This window comes from Streptomyces sp. NPDC005485 (assembly GCF_040606085.1).
Taxonomy (GTDB): Bacteria; Actinomycetota; Actinomycetes; order Streptomycetales; family Streptomycetaceae; genus Streptomyces.
In genome coordinates this window covers 1-14,479 of the sequence record NZ_JBEXDZ010000039.1, presented here as the reverse complement: position 1 = coordinate 14,479, position 14,479 = coordinate 1, and the positions used below count along the sequence as shown (strand labels likewise).

Genomic DNA, 14,479 nt, shown 5'->3' with positions numbered 1-14,479 from the left:
TTCGTCAGCGGGGGTCCGGCCGGCCTCAGCGGGTATCAGGCCGGCTCTCAGATCGGCATTCAGACCAGTTCGCGGGCGTACGGCGGTTCTGCGCCCGCTCGCGAGCAGGTGATCGCCGCCGCGCGGGCGGCGAACCGAAGCAGCTCGGTCCAGCCCTCGGCGCCCAGCTCCGCAACCGCCGTGGGGGAGAGCGCGTCGCGGGCGGCCAGGCCGTGCAGCAGGGCCGCGTTCACCGTGTCACCTGCCCCGATGGTGTCCACCACGTCGACCGGTTCGCCCGGCACCGCGTACTCGGCGCCGTCCGGGGTGAATACGGTCAGCCCGTCGCCGCCCCGGGTGACCACCACCGCGGAAGGACCGGACGCCAGCCACTCGTGCGGGGAGCCGCCCAGCCACCGCGCGTCCTCCTCGGAGAGTTTGAGCAGCGACACCGACGGCAGCCAGCTCTTGAACCGGGCCCGATAGGCGTCCGCGTCGGGGATCAGCCCCGCCCGGATGTTCGGGTCGAGTGCCGTGAACACGCCTTGCGCGGCCGCGCTCCGCATCAGTTCCTCGTACGCGCTCGCGCCGGGCTCCAGGACCAGCGAGCAGGTGCCGAAGGACACCGCCCTCGTGCCGTCCGGGAGGCGGTCCGGTGTCCTGAAGAGGCGGTCCGCCGTGCCGTCGACGTAGAAGGAGTACGCGGCGGAGCCGCCCGTGCCGATCGTGGCGACCGCCAGGGTGGTGGGCTCGCCGCCGCGCTGCACCGACGACACGTCGACGCCGGCCTCGCGCAGCCCGCTCACGAGGGCGTCACCGAAGGCGTCGTACGAGATCCGGGAGCAGAAGGCCGTGGGGGAGCCGAGCCGTCCCAGCGCCACCGCCGTGTTGTAGGGGCCGCCGCCGCGTGCCGGCAGCAGGCCCGCGAGTGCGCCCGCGCCCTGCGGTACCAGGTCGATCAGGGCCTCACCGGCGACGACGATCACGACATGGGTCCTTTCTCACGGCTCTCACGACGTCCACCGCTTCTGCGGCTTTGAGGTGTCTCCGGGCTTTCGGAGTTTTCGGAATCCTGGTGGTCGGCCCCGGTACTCGCCGGGCAGCCGCACGAGGTGCGGTGGACGAACGTGCACGGGAGCCGGACCGTACGGCCCGGGCGGCCCGGCGACGCCAGCCGGTCCAACAGCAGCCGTACGGCCTCGGCGCCGATCTCCTTGCTGGGCTGGGAGATCGCGGTCAGCCGGGGCGCGAACAGGTCCGCCCAGGCGAAGTCGTCGAAGCAGCACAACGCCATGTCGTCCGGCACGGACAGGCCCCGCGCCTGCAGGGCACGCAGCGCGCCGATGGTCATCGTGTTGTTGGCGGTGACCAGGGCGGTTGGCGGCGCGGCGAGCGACAGCAGGCCACCGGCGACGCGCTCGGCGGTCTCCGCCGTCGAGTCGCCGGGCACCAGGAGCCGTTCGTCGTACGGCAGTCCGGCGTGCGCCAGGCCGATCCGGTAGCCGGAGATCCGCTCGGTCGTGGTGCTGAGCCCGGGCAGGCCCGCGACCAGGCCGATGCGTTTGTGCCCGAGGCCGGCGAGATGGGTGACCAGACGGGTGACGGGCTGGGCGTTCTCGGTGCAGACCTGATCGAAGCGGAAGGAGCCGACGACGGGGGTCGCGGACTGTACGTCGCCGTTGCCATCGCTGTCTCGGTCCCCATCCCCGACCCCGTCGGCAGCGGCATCGGCAGGAGCTTTGACCAGTCGGTCCAGGAAGACCGTCGGTACGCCGTGCTGCGCGAGATAGCCGACCAGCGCGTCCGGCTCCGCCGAGGGCGCGACGATCATGCCGTCGACGCGCCGCTCGTGCAGCAGCTGGACCACCTTCCGCTCATGCGCGGGATCGTCGTGCGGATCGGCGATCAGCAGGCTGTAGCCGTGCTCCAGGGCCCCGGCCTCGACGCCCTGGAGGATCTCCGTGAAGTACGGGTTGCTGATCGCCGATACCGCGAGCCCGATCGACCGCGTGCGCGAGGTCACGAGCGAGCGGGCCAGGGTGTTGTGCGAGTAGCCCAGCTCGTCGATGGCGTCCAGCACCGCCTGCCGTGTGTGAGGGCGTACCGGACGCGTGTCGTTGAGCACGTGCGAGACGGTGGCGACGGACACCCCCGCACTGCGCGCCACGTCGGCCATCGTTGCCATCGCGTCCCCTCCCTGGGCCCTGTGGTCGGGAACGTACCGCATTCGGCGGCAGACGTAAACGCTTACGCAAGCGTTTACGTCCGTTCTGGCCGACTCGGTCCGACTCGGTCCGACTGCGGCTGACTACGTCCGACCCGGCACGACGCAGCCCCACCCAGGTCGATTCAAAGCGCACTGATCCCTGCCGTTATCGTCAAGGTGCAAGGTGCATTGATCCCTGAGCAGTGGAGACCTCATGTCCGGCCGTTTCTCCGCGAGTCGTCGCACCGTCCTTCGAGGAGCGGCGCTCACCCCGGTCGCCGGGTTCGCCCTCACCGCGTGCTCCAACAACGCTGCCGCCACGTCCGCGGCGCTGACCGAGCCGACCGAGCTGGGTGCGGAGAGCGAGGTCCCCAAGGGGGCGCCACGCTGTACCGGGATCAGAACGTGGTGGTCAGCCGGGCGGAGGACGGCTCCCTGAAGGCGTTCAGCACGATCTGCACGCACGCCGGGTGCCCCATCAACAAGCTGGAGGGGACGAAGCTCACCTGCCCGTGTCACGGCAGTGAGTTCGACGCCATGACGGGCAAGGTGCTGCACGCACCGGCCACCACTTCGCTCGACGAACTGTCCGTGGAGGCGAAGGGCGGCACGATCGTCGCGAGCCCGGCCGGCTGACGGGCAGGACGCCGCCGGCGCTCACCCCCAGTCCCACCCGATCCCCACGATCCCCGACCGCACCCGTGGCTCGACCAGGTGCACCGAGCGGTGCCGTCCGCTCAGTTCGAGCTCCTGTCGGCCGCTGCGCGGGGCCGCCGCCGAATGCTGGGTGAAGCGGTGGCAGCGCGCGGGCACGGCCTCCTCGGCGAACCGCACCTGGAGCGCGTACTGCCCGCCCGGGAAGCCGAACCGGCGGACGTACTCGCCGGACGTGCCGGCGGTGCCGTCCTCGAAGCCATAACGGAAGAGGAACGTATCGCCTGCGCGCAGTCGCGTGTCGAAGAGCAGCTCGGCCACCAGGATCCCGGTCTCGTGGTGCCGGCGTACCTGCCCTGTGCGGCAGTTCTCCAGCGCGCGCACCGTCATGCGCTCCGGCGCGCACCCGGGGTCGCCATGGTGGATGGCCACATAGCGGTCCACTCCATCCCGGTGGGCGCGCACTATGTGGTGCGATTCGCGGCCCAGCAGCTCGCGGTGCCCGCCGATGCGTACGAGCTCGTGGTGGCCGATGGTGTGCAGCCCGCCGTCGACCGGTGCCTCCAACTCGGCGAGCAGTCGCTCCAGTACGCCGGACGCCTCCACCAAAGAGCGGTACGAGCGACCCCCCGGTCGTTCCGGGCCGGAGTGCTCGTCGGCCTCGGAAAGCAGCCGGATCAGTGACTCGTCCGGGAGCTGGAGGATCTCCTCCAGGGCGCGCACGGCCCGCAGCGACTCGGGCCGCTGTGGGCGCCTTGCGCCCTGCTGCCAGTAACTCAGGCTCGTCACCCCGACCTTGACCCCGTACCGCGACAGGTGGTGCTGCACACGCTGGAGGGGCAGCCCGCGGGCGGTTATCGCAGCGCGCAACGCGACATGGAAGGGCCCGCCTTGCAGGGCTGTCTCCAGTTCCGCCGTGGCGACGTCCGCGTGCTGTGTGCCGTGCCGCATGCAGGGGCCTTTCTGTGAATGTTCGCAACGGCTGGTCAGGCCGCTGAGGCGGATCATCGGGGCCGCCGGGTCGGCGCGCGGGAAGCGGTCACGCACGTACGTCGCCGTGCACGGCCCCAAGTTCCACCGCATTGAAGCGTGTTGACCAAGTCCCGACAACACCTGTTGCCGCAATGGCTCGTCTCCGGCGAATTCCAGGTGCTCGGGGTGTCAGGGTGCGGCGCCCAGCAGTTCCCGTATCGCCCGTGCCGACAGCAGGGACTTGTGCAGGAAGCCGCGGGCCGGGCTGGCGGCGACGAGTTCGTGAAGGTCGTCCTGGGGGTGTGTGGAGATGAGGATGACATTGGCCGAGACGCTCCGCGTGAGCCGCTCCGCGACTTCGAAGCCGCTCTCCCCGTCGGAGAGTTCGATGTCCAGCAGAACCACGTCCGGTGCCAGTTCCGCCGCTCGCGCGAGTGCCTCCGCGCCCGTCGAGGCGACGCCGACGACCTCTACCCCGTCACGCTCCAGCAGAGTACGCGCGGCTTCCAGGAAGCGGGCGCTGTCATCGACGAGGAGACAGCGCATGGACATGAACACAGGGTGCCAACAGTTGCCCGAATGCGCTTTCCGGCTAGCCGGAAACCGCCGGGCCCGTCGCTACCGGCTACCTGGTGTGTGTCCTTACCGGCTAGCCGGAATGTGCTCAAGTCCCTTGCGCGTTCCGCAGGTTCCTGCTTACTCAGCGCAGTGGTGCGTCACGGGCGGTAGCATGGCGGTGCCCTGGGAAGGCCGTGTCGTTCGGTCGAGTGGGGGTGCGCGATGAAGGCGCCGTACAGGAGTCCGAGGAAACGCCCGGTGCACCGTGCCCTGATCGTCGGGGTGTTGGGCGCCGCCCTCGTGCTGGCCGGCTGTGGCGGTGGGGGGCACGGCGAGGACAGGGGCAGGACGGCACGGGGCGACACGACCTGCGACGGAAGGATCGAGGGCACCGCTCACATCACGGTGTGGTACCACACCGGACAGAGCAGCGAGTTCGGCACACTGCGCAGCCAGGCCGAGGAGTTCAACAGGGCGCAGAAAGAGGTGCGGGTCGAACTGGTCCCCCTTCCGAGGGCCCGCTCGTACACCGATCTGGTGCTCTCCGCCGCGGCCAGCGGCGATCTGCCCGACCTGCTCGACTTCAACGGCCCGAACCTCTACAGCTATGCGTGGTCCGGCAAGTTGAAGCCGATCGATTCCTGTGTGCCAAAGAGCGTGCGGTCCGATCTGCTGCCCTCGATCCGTGCGCAGGGCACCTACGCCGGACGGCTTTGGGGCATCAGCACCTTCGACTCCGGCATGGGTCTTTTCGTCCGCCCGTCGGTCCTGAAGAAGGCCGGTGTGCGCATCCCGAAGGGCATCGGCGACGCGTGGACGGCCACCGAACTGACCGGCATCCTGCACACATTGCGCGCCCGTGGCGTCCGCAGACCGCTCGACCTGCGGCTCAGCCACGTGGCGCCCGGCGAGGAGTGGAACACCTACGGTTTCGCGCCCGCCGTGGAGTCCGCGGGCGGCGCCCTCGTCGACCCCGTCCACTACCGCACGGCCGACGGCTACCTCAACAGCCCGGAGTCGGTCACAGCGCTCACCGTCCTGCAGAGTTGGCAGAAGGACGGGCTCGTCGACCCCGACAAGGACGGCAGGGCGTTCGCCGCCGGCCGCAGCGTCATCTCCTGGGTGGGGAACTGGAAGTACGGCGAATTCACCAAGGCGTTCCCCGGCGACGTCGCCCTCGTACCGCTCCCCGACTTCGGCAGAGGGACCGTCACCGGGATGGGCTCCTGGCAGTGGGGCATCACGTCGAACGCCGGTGACGGCGACGCCGTCTGGCGCTTCCTCGCCCATCTGCTGAAGCCCGAGCAGGTGTACCGGATGAGCGTGGCCAACGGCGCGATCCCGGCGACGAACAGCGCGGTGCGGCTGTCGCCGCGGTTCGGGACGAAGGGCCCCGAGCGGCTGTTCATCGAGCAGTTGAGGAACGGGGTCGCGGTGCCGCGGCCGCGGACGCCCGCGTATCCGGCGATCACCGACGCCTTCTCCCGGGCCTTCGCGAGGATCATGCTCGACGGGGCTCCCGTCCGGCAGGCGCTGGACCAGGCGGTCGCGGCCATCGACAAGGACCTGGCCGCCCACGACGGCTACCCGCAGGGCGAGTCATGAGCCGCCCTGCCGCAAGCCGACAACATGCCGACCCCACCTCGGGCCCACCGGACGGCGGGACCCGGTCATGAAGCGCCCCCCACTCCTCGCGCGCCTGCGCGTCGGCCGCAAGCTCATGCTCCTCGTGCTGCTGCCGGTGACCGCGCTACTGGCCTTCACCGCCCTCGGAGCCCTGGCCCAGCAGGAGGAGGCGCGCAGCCTGCGCGAGTTCCGCGACGCGACGCAGGTGTCCTTGGCGACCACCGATGTCTCCGACGGCGTGGCCCGGGAACGGATCGCCGCCGTGCTCGCCCGGCTGCGCCCCGGGCCGGACACCCTCGAAGAACGGGCCGCCGCGGAGCGGGCCACCGACCGTGCGCTGGAGCGGGCCACCGGCCGCGCCGGCTCCTGGCACGGCATCGACGTCGCGGGCACGCTCGACGCCGTACGCCGCCAACTGCACGCGCTGCGCCCTCAGACGGGCACCGCCTCGCTCGCCCCGCGGGCCGTGATGAGCGCGTACCAGAGCACCGAGGACAGCCTGCTCGACACGGTCACGACACTGGAGTCCGGTCGCCCCTCCAGGGCGCTGGGGCGCGCCGCCGACGCCCACATCGCACTCCTGGAGGCCATCGAGGCCGCCGAACGCGACCGGGCCGAACTGGCCGTCCTGCTGGACGAACCCGCCGCCCGGCACCCCGCCACCGCGGGCCGCTGGCCCGCTCTCGAAGAGGCCCAGCTCGACGCCTTCCGGCAGACCACCTCGGCCGAGCTGAAGTCCGCGCTGTACCGCACCCTCTTCCAAGCCCCCGGCCGAGCCGTCCGCGCGGTCCGCGACGCCCTCGCCGCGCCCGACCCGAAGGCCTTCCAACGGGTCTCGTACGCACGCTGGCTGACCGTCTCCGAGGCCCGCATCGACTCCCTGCGCGGCATCCAGGACCGGGCCGCGCGTGAACTCGCCGACACGGCGGACCACGAACTGGGCGCCGCGTGGACGCGGGAAGGGCGCGACCTCACCGGTTCCCTGCTCGTACTGGTCGTCGTCACGCTCCTCGCGCTGGCCCTGCGCCGCTCCATCACCCGCCCCCTCGGCGAGGTCTCCGCGGGCGCGCGGGCACTCCTGAACGGCGATCTGTCGTACGACATCCACTACAGAGGGCACGACGAGCTCGGCGCCGTCGCCGACACCTTCCGCGAACTGCGGGTGACCACCGAGCGGCTCGCCGGCGAGATCCGCTCCATGAACACGGCGATCGACGACAACCGGCTCGAACACCGTGCCGACGTCGACGCGTTCGACGGCACCTGGGCGGGTCTGCTGGACGGCATGAACGACACCATGGCGTCCTTCGCGGCGGCGCAAGGGCGGCGCGACAAAGCCGAACAGGAACTGGAGAGCATCTTCAACCTCTCCCTCGACCTGCTGTGCATCTGCGGACTCGACGGCTACTTCAAGCGCGTCAACCCGGCCTTCGAGCGCACCCTCGGTCACACGAGCGAGACGCTCCTGTCCAAGCCCTTCATGGAGTTCATCCACAAGGACGACCGGGCACGCACGCGTGCCGTCCTGCGGCAATTCGAGAGCGGCCTGGAACTCGGCGAGTTCGAGAACCGCTGCATACGCGACGACGGCAGTGAGTGCTGGCTCCAGTGGAGCGTCCGCCCCGTCCCCGAGCAGGGCCTCCTGTACGCCGCCGCGCGCGATGTCACCGAGAGCCGCCGGGCCGCCCGCGAACAGGCCGCCCTGCGCCGGGTCGCCACCCTGGTGGCGAGCGGCGTCCCGCCCACCGACGTGTTCGCGACGGTCGCGGAGGAAGTGGGGCGCGTGCTGGGCACCGCGGGCGCGGACGTGCTGCGGTACGAGTCCGACGGCGCCCTGACCGTCCTCGGGCCCGCACACGCGATCGTGGCCGAGGGGGAGGCGGTGGCGCGCGAGGTGGCACGGGTACGGCGCGCGGCCCGTGTCGAGCGCTCTGTGGGGACGCCTGTAGTGGTCGACGACCGGCTGTGGGGGGTCGTCGTCGTCTCCTCGCTGCGCGGACCGCTCCCCGAGGGGACCGAATCGCGGCTGGCCGACTTCACCGAACTGATCGCCACCGCGGTCGCCAACGCCGACGGCCGCGCCCAGCTGAGGGCTTCACGCGCGCGTGTCGTCGTCGCCGGGGACGCCTCCCGCCGCCGTATCGAGCGCGATCTGCACGACGGCGTCCAGCAGCGCCTCGTATCGCTCCAACTCGACCTGCGGACGGCCGAGTCGATGCTGGAGGACCACTCGTCCGAACTCGCCCTCCAGCTCGACCATGTGAGCAAGGGCCTCGACGACGCCTTCCAGGACCTGCTCCGGGTGTCCCGCGGCATCCACCCGGCCATCCTCTCCACCGGCGGACTGGGCCCCGCGCTGCGCGCCCTGGCCCGCCGCTCCGCCGTACCCGTGGAACTCGCCCTGCGGCTGCCGGAGCGCCGTCTCCCCGAGCCGCTGGAGGTTGCCGCCTACTACGTGGCCTCGGAGTGCCTCAACAACGCCGCCAAGCACGCGCGCGCCACCGTGGTGCACGTCGCGGCCGAGGTCGTCGACGGCGTCCTGGAGCTGACCGTCCACGACGACGGTGTCGGGGGAGCGGAGCCCGGCGGCGGTTCGGGCCTCATCGGACTCACCGACCGTGTCGAGGCGATCGGCGGCCGCCTGACCGTCACCAGCCCGCCGGGCCGGGGCACGACCCTGGACGTACGGCTGCCGCTGCGGGAGCCGGGGACACAGGCATGACCCGGGAAGAGCGGCACCAGAAAGGGCGGCACTTAGGAACTAGGAACGGCGGCCGTTCCCGTCGTGAGATGCGTCCGGGTGGCGCTTGGCGCGCACGATCGCCGGGTCCCTCGGGTCCAGGAGGGCACGGAGGGAGAGCGTGTCGTCCGTTTCACGGCGGACACGGGTCGATCGCCGTGGCTTCTCGATCCGTGTCCGCCGCATCTCCCGCAGCCTTTCGCCCGATGACCCTCGCCCCTCGCCCCGAGGCGACGGGTCCACATGTACCGCACTGCTTCCAGCATGGCTGTGAAACGTCCCGGTGTCGTCACGGCCAGCCCCCAACTAGGCTTCCGGCTAGCCGTAAGTTCCCCGTCCGGAAGGCCGCCAGTGGCAGGCCTCGCAGGGGCGGGCACAGCGGACAGGGGGAGCCATGGACGCAGCGCAGCGGTCCGATCGGGGGCGGGTTGTCCTCGCCGACGACGACGTACTGCTGAGAGAGGGCCTGGCCAGCCTGTGCGAACGCGTCGGCTACGAGGTCGCGGGCCAGGCAGGCGACGCCGCGGGCCTCCTGGAGCTGGTCACCGGCGAACGCCCGGACCTCGCGATCATCGACATAAGAATGCCGCCGAACCACTCGACCGAGGGCCTGAAGGCGGCCCGCACCATCCGCGAGCGCCATCCCGGCACCGGGATCCTCGTCCTGTCGGCGTTCATCGAGGTCGAGGACGCCCTGGAGCTGCTCTCCGGCGGCAGCGGGGTCGGCTATCTCCTCAAGAGCCGGATCACCGTCGTGGACGAGTTCATCGAGACGCTCGACCGGATCCGCCGGGGCAGCTCGGTCATCGACCCCTCACTCGTCGCGGAGCTCGTCTCGGCACGGCGCCGCGACGACCCGCTGTCCTTCCTCAGCTCCCGGGAGCGCGAGGTCATGGCGCTGATGGCCGAGGGACGCTCCAACGCCGGCATCGGCCGCCGGCTGTGGGTCACCGAGGGCACCGTCGAGAAGCACGTCCGCAGCATCCTCGGGAAGCTGCACCTCCAGGAGGAGCCGGACGACCACCGCCGGGTCCTCGCCGTACTGAAGTTCCTGGAGTCCCGCTAGGCCACGGCCAGGCACCTTCGCAGGTCGGTTCGCAGGTCCGTACGGCGCTGTCCACAGGGCGGGCCGGGAGGCCGACGCGGTGTCAGCCCTCGCCAGTAGGGTGTGTGACATGGCCGATCCCTCCAGCTACCGCCCCAGGCCGGGACAGATCCCGGACTCTCCCGGGGTCTACAAATTCCGCGACGACCACCGCCGGGTGATCTACGTCGGGAAGGCGAAGAGCCTGCGCCAGCGCCTGGCCAACTACTTCCAGGACCTGGCGAACCTCCACCCGCGCACCCGCACGATGGTCACCACGGCGGCGTCGGTGGAGTGGACCGTCGTGTCCACGGAGGTCGAGGCACTTCAGCTGGAGTACTCCTGGATCAAGGAGTACGACCCCCGGTTCAACGTCAAGTACCGCGACGACAAGAGCTATCCGTACCTCGCGGTGACGATGAACGAGGAGTTCCCGCGCGTCCAGGTGATGCGCGGCCACAAACGCAAGGGCGTGCGCTACTTCGGCCCGTACGGCCACGCCTGGGCCATCCGCGACACCGTCGACCTGCTGCTGCGCGTCTTCCCCGTCCGCACCTGTTCCGCCGGTGTGTTCAAGAACGCCGCCCGCACCGGCCGCCCCTGCCTGCTCGGCTACATCGGCAAGTGCTCGGCCCCCTGCGTCGAGCGCGTCTCCGCCGACGAACACCGGGATCTGGCCGAGGACTTCTGCGACTTCATGGCCGGGCGGACGGGCACGTACATCCGCCGTCTGGAGAAGCAGATGACGGACGCGGCCGAGGAGATGGAGTACGAGCGGGCGGCTCGGCTGCGCGACGACATCGAGGCCCTGAAGAAGGCCATGGAGAAGAGCGCGGTCGTCCTCGCCGACGCGACCGACGCCGACCTGATCGCCCTTGCCGAGGACGAGCTGGAAGCCGCCGTGCAGATCTTCCACGTACGCGGCGGACGGGTGCGCGGCCAGCGCGGCTGGGTCACCGACAAGGTGGAGGCCGTCACCACCGGCGACCTCGTCGAGCACGCGCTGCAGCAGCTCTACGGAGAGGAGACGGGCGACTCCGTACCGAAGGAGGTGCTCGTCCCGGCGCTGCCCGACCCCGTCGAGCCGGTCCAGGAGTGGCTGACCGGGCGCCGCGGATCCAACGTGTCCCTTCGCATCCCGCAGCGCGGCGACAAGAAGGCGCTCATGGAGACCGTGCGGCGCAACGCGCTCCAGTCGCTCGCCCTGCACAAGACCAAGCGCGCCTCCGACCTGACCACCCGCTCGCGCGCCCTGGAGGAGATCGCCGAGGCCCTCGACCTGGACAGCGCCCCCCTCAGGATCGAGTGCTACGACATCTCGCACCTCCAGGGCGACGACGTCGTGGCCTCGATGGTGGTCTTCGAGGACGGGCTGCAGCGCAAGGGCGAGTACCGGCGCTTCCAGATCAAGGGCTTCGAGGGGCAGGACGACGTCCGCTCGATGCACGAGGTGATCACCCGCCGCTTCCGGCGCTATCTCGCCGACAAGGAGAAGACCGGCGAGTGGACGGACGGGGAGGTGGACGAGCTGAAGGACGACGAAGGCCGCCCCAAGCGGTTCGCCTACCCGCCGCAGCTCGTCGTCGTCGACGGCGGTCAGCCGCAGGTCGCGGCCGCCAAGAAGGCCCTCGACGAGCTCGGCATCGACGACATCGCCGTCTGCGGCCTCGCCAAGCGCCTGGAGGAGGTCTGGCTGCCCGAGGAGGGCGATCCGGTGGTCCTGCCGCGCACCAGCGAGGGCCTGTACCTCCTGCAGCGCGTCCGCGACGAGGCCCACCGCTTCGCGATCACCTACCAGCGCGCCAAGCGGGCCAAGCGTTTCCGGGCGAGCCCCCTGGATGACGTACCGGGACTCGGTGAGACTCGCAAACAGGCGCTGATCAAGCACTTCGGTTCGGTGAAAAAGCTGCGATCCGCGACAATCGACCAGATCTGCGAGGTCCCCGGCATAGGCCGTAAGACGGCCGAGACCATCGCCGTGGCCCTCGCCCAGGCGGCCCCGGCCGCGCCCGCCGTGAACACGGCGACTGGAGAGATCATGGAAGACGACGAACCCGAGACGACGGCGGGTTCCGAGGGGGCACCCGTGACCGCGGGTGCCCCGGACGAGCGACGGGGGCAGGAGACATGAACGAGAACGAACGCCAGGAACAAGAACCACAGCAACAGGAAGCGCAGGCCGACGACGGCACGCAGGAAGCACAGGAGAGCACGACAGTGGAGACGGCCGGCGTGCCGGAGGCGGCGATCCCCGAGCTGGTGATCATCTCCGGGATGTCCGGAGCGGGCAGGTCGACGGCCGCCAAGTGCCTGGAGGACCTTGGCTGGTTCGTCGTCGACAACCTGCCGCCCGCGCTGATCCCCACCATGGTGGAGCTCGGCGCCCGCTCCCAGGGCAACGTGGCGAGGATCGCCGTCGTCGTCGACGTCCGCGGCCGCCGCTTCTTCGACAACCTCCGCGACTCGCTCGCCGACCTGGCGTCCAAGCACGTCACCCGGCGGATCGTCTTCCTGGAGTCCTCCGACGAGGCCTTGGTGCGCCGCTTCGAGTCCGTGCGACGCCCGCATCCGCTCCAGGGCGACGGCCGCATCGTCGACGGCATCGACGCCGAGCGCGAGCTGCTGCGCGAGCTGCGCGGCGACGCCGACCTGGTCATCGACACCTCCAGCCTCAACGTGCACGAGCTGCGCGCCAAGATGGACGCGCAGTTCGCCGGCGAGGAGGAGCCCGAGCTGCGGGCCACCGTCATGTCCTTCGGCTTCAAGTACGGCCTGCCGGTCGACGCCGACCTGGTCGTGGACATGCGCTTCCTGCCCAACCCGCACTGGGTCCCGGAGCTGCGCCCCTTCACCGGCCTCAACGAGGAGGTCGCGGCGTACGTCTTCAACCAGCCCGGGGCCAAGGAGTTCCTCGACCGCTACGCCGAGCTGCTCCAGCTCATCGCCGCCGGGTACCGCCGCGAGGGCAAGCGCTATGTGACCATCGCGGTCGGCTGCACCGGCGGCAAGCACCGCTCGGTGGCCACCTCCGAGAAGCTCGCCGCCCGTCTCGCCTCCCAGGGCGTGGAGACCGTGGTCGTCCACAGGGACATGGGTCGCGAATGACCGGACGTGCCGCTCTGCGGCTGAGCAGGCTGCGCCGCGTGACCCCCGAGGGGACTGCGGGCAGGACCTCCGCGGCGCGCGGCGGGAAACCGCGCCGCCGCGGCGCCCAGCCCAAGGTCGTCGCCCTCGGCGGCGGCATGGGGCTGTCCGCCTCGCTCGCCGCGCTGCGCCGGATCACCGGCGACCTCACCGCCGTCGTCACCGTGGCCGACGACGGGGGCTCCAGCGGGCGCCTGCGCGACGAGCTGGGCGTGCTGCCGCCCGGCGATCTGCGCAAGGCCCTGGCCGCGCTGTGCGGCGACGACGACTGGGGCCAGACCTGGGCCCGCGTCATCCAGCACCGCTTCCAGTCCCAGGGCGACCTGCACGAGCACGCGGTCGGCAACCTGCTGATCGTCGCCCTGTGGGAGCAGCTCGGCGACCACGTCCAGGCCCTGGACCTGGTCGGCAGGCTGCTGGGCGCCCACGGCCGGGTCCTGCCCATGTCAGCCGTACCCCTGGAGCTCCAGGCGCTGGTCAAGGGCCACGACCCGGAGCGGCCGGACGACGTGGACACCGTGCGCGGCCAGGCCACCGTCGCCCTCACACCGGGCGAGGTGCAGTCCGTGCACGTCGTACCGCACGACCCGCCCGCCGTGCCGGAGGCCGTCGCGGCGGTCCTCGACGCGGACTGGGTGGTGCTCGGCCCCGGCTCCTGGTTCTCCTCGGTGATCCCGCATCTGCTGGTGCCCGAACTGCTCGACGCCCTCACCCAGACGAAGGCGCGCCGGGTGCTCTCGCTGAACCTCGCCCCGCAGCCCGGAGAAACCGATGGCTTCTCCCCGCAGCGTCATTTGGAGGTTTTGGGACGACACGCCCCTAAACTCGCCCTGGACGTGGTGCTGGCCGACGAGGCCGCCGTGCCCGATCAGGAGTCGCTCACGGATGCCGCCAAGCGGTTCGGAGCGGCGGTCGAGCTGGCGCCGGTGGCCCGGACCGACGGATCTCCGCGGCACGACCCGGAGCTGTTGGCCGCCGCGTACGACCGTATTTTTCGGATGCATGGAAGGATCGGCCCATGGCGATGACGGCAGCGGTGAAGGACGAGATCTCCCGGCTCCCCGTCACCCGGACCTGCTGCAGAAAAGCGGAGGTCTCCGCCATTCTGCGGTTCGCGGGCGGCCTTCACCTGGTGAGCGGGCGCATTGTGATCGAGGCGGAGCTGGACACGGCGATGGCGGCCCGTCGGCTCAAGCGGGACATCCTGGAGATCTTCGGCCACAGCTCGGAACTGATCGTGATGGCGCCCGGCGGACTGCGCCGCGGCTCCCGCTACGTCGTCCGCGTGGTCGCGGGCGGTGACCAGCTGGCCCGCCAGACCGGGCTCGTCGACGGCCGCGGCCGTCCGATCCGCGGGCTGCCCCCGCAGGTGGTCTCGGGGGCCACCTGCGATGCCGAGGCCGCCTGGCGCGGGGCGTTCCTGGCGCACGGCTCGCTGACCGAGCCGGGCCGCTCCTCCTCTTTGGAGGTGACCTGCCCGGGCCCGGAGGCCGCGCTCGCGCTGGTCGGCGCCGCC

The 14,479-nt window shown here is 71.0% G+C and carries 11 protein-coding genes and 1 pseudogene; 8 read left to right on the top strand and 4 right to left on the bottom strand.

Annotated elements, in window-relative coordinates:
- Window positions 1-59: 59 nt before the first annotated feature.
- A complete protein-coding gene (locus ABZS97_RS15875; RefSeq protein ID WP_356137944.1) occupies window positions 60-965 on the bottom strand; it encodes a carbohydrate kinase in 906 nt (301 codons plus the stop codon).
- A complete protein-coding gene (locus ABZS97_RS15870) occupies window positions 962-2,164 on the bottom strand; it encodes a LacI family DNA-binding transcriptional regulator (protein ID WP_356137942.1) in 1,203 nt (400 codons plus the stop codon). The genes ABZS97_RS15875 and ABZS97_RS15870 overlap by 4 nt, the downstream gene beginning before the upstream one ends.
- A 235-nt stretch (window positions 2,165-2,399) precedes the next feature.
- Between ABZS97_RS15870 and ABZS97_RS15865 the strand changes: the two are divergent.
- Window positions 2,400-2,821 (top strand): annotated as a pseudogene (locus tag ABZS97_RS15865) (Rieske (2Fe-2S) protein).
- Window positions 2,822-2,842: 21 nt separating this feature from the next.
- Here ABZS97_RS15865 and ABZS97_RS15860 read toward each other — a convergent pair.
- Window positions 2,843-3,790 (bottom strand): hypothetical protein, encoded by a 948-nt coding sequence (locus tag ABZS97_RS15860; protein ID WP_356137940.1) that lies wholly within the window; start codon window positions 3,788-3,790, stop codon window positions 2,843-2,845.
- Between the two features lie 210 nt (window positions 3,791-4,000).
- Window positions 4,001-4,363: a response regulator gene (locus tag ABZS97_RS15855; RefSeq protein WP_356137938.1), complete on the bottom strand. Its 363-nt coding sequence runs from the start codon at window positions 4,361-4,363 to the stop codon at window positions 4,001-4,003.
- Between the two features lie 264 nt (window positions 4,364-4,627).
- On the opposite strand from ABZS97_RS15855, the gene ABZS97_RS15850 reads away from it, so the two are divergent.
- The 7 genes from ABZS97_RS15850 to whiA all read left to right on the top strand — a co-directional run.
- A complete protein-coding gene (locus ABZS97_RS15850; protein ID WP_356137936.1) occupies window positions 4,628-5,974 on the top strand; it encodes an extracellular solute-binding protein in 1,347 nt (448 codons plus the stop codon).
- A gap of 67 nt (window positions 5,975-6,041) precedes the next feature.
- Window positions 6,042-8,717: a nitrate- and nitrite sensing domain-containing protein gene (locus ABZS97_RS15845; RefSeq protein WP_356137934.1), complete on the top strand. Its 2,676-nt coding sequence runs from the start codon at window positions 6,042-6,044 to the stop codon at window positions 8,715-8,717.
- Window positions 8,718-9,129: 412 nt separating this feature from the next.
- On the top strand, window positions 9,130-9,801 hold the full coding sequence (locus ABZS97_RS15840; RefSeq protein ID WP_356137932.1) for a response regulator transcription factor: 672 nt from the start codon (window positions 9,130-9,132) through the stop codon (window positions 9,799-9,801).
- Window positions 9,802-9,910: 109 nt separating this feature from the next.
- On the top strand, window positions 9,911-11,950 hold the full coding sequence (uvrC, locus tag ABZS97_RS15835; protein WP_356137930.1) for an excinuclease ABC subunit UvrC: 2,040 nt from the start codon (window positions 9,911-9,913) through the stop codon (window positions 11,948-11,950).
- Entirely contained in the window at window positions 11,947-12,924 is a 978-nt protein-coding gene (rapZ, locus tag ABZS97_RS15830; RefSeq protein ID WP_356137928.1) for an RNase adapter RapZ, read from the top strand. Before uvrC ends, rapZ begins: the two co-directional genes overlap by 4 nt.
- A complete protein-coding gene (gene yvcK / locus ABZS97_RS15825) occupies window positions 12,921-13,991 on the top strand; it encodes a uridine diphosphate-N-acetylglucosamine-binding protein YvcK (protein WP_356137926.1) in 1,071 nt (356 codons plus the stop codon). The genes rapZ and yvcK overlap by 4 nt, the downstream gene beginning before the upstream one ends.
- A partial coding sequence (whiA, locus tag ABZS97_RS15820; RefSeq protein ID WP_356137924.1) for a DNA-binding protein WhiA occupies window positions 13,982-14,479 on the top strand: 498 nt, incomplete at its 3' end. The genes yvcK and whiA, both read left to right, overlap by 10 nt.

Excerpts from the sequence above, each read along its gene's own strand:
- ABZS97_RS15860 (WP_356137940.1), bottom strand. The coding sequence starts at position 3,790 with ATGCGGCACGGCACACAGCACGCGGACGTCGCCACGGCGGAACTGGAG.
- yvcK (WP_356137926.1), top strand. The coding sequence starts at position 12,921 with ATGACCGGACGTGCCGCTCTGCGGCTGAGCAGGCTGCGCCGCGTGACC.
- uvrC (WP_356137930.1), top strand. The coding sequence starts at position 9,911 with ATGGCCGATCCCTCCAGCTACCGCCCCAGGCCGGGACAGATCCCGGAC.
- rapZ (WP_356137928.1), top strand. The coding sequence starts at position 11,947 with ATGAACGAGAACGAACGCCAGGAACAAGAACCACAGCAACAGGAAGCG.
- ABZS97_RS15870 (WP_356137942.1), bottom strand. The coding sequence starts at position 2,164 with ATGGCAACGATGGCCGACGTGGCGCGCAGTGCGGGGGTGTCCGTCGCC.
- ABZS97_RS15845 (WP_356137934.1), top strand. The coding sequence starts at position 6,042 with ATGAAGCGCCCCCCACTCCTCGCGCGCCTGCGCGTCGGCCGCAAGCTC.
- ABZS97_RS15855 (WP_356137938.1), bottom strand. The coding sequence starts at position 4,363 with ATGTCCATGCGCTGTCTCCTCGTCGATGACAGCGCCCGCTTCCTGGAA.
- ABZS97_RS15840 (WP_356137932.1), top strand. The coding sequence starts at position 9,130 with ATGGACGCAGCGCAGCGGTCCGATCGGGGGCGGGTTGTCCTCGCCGAC.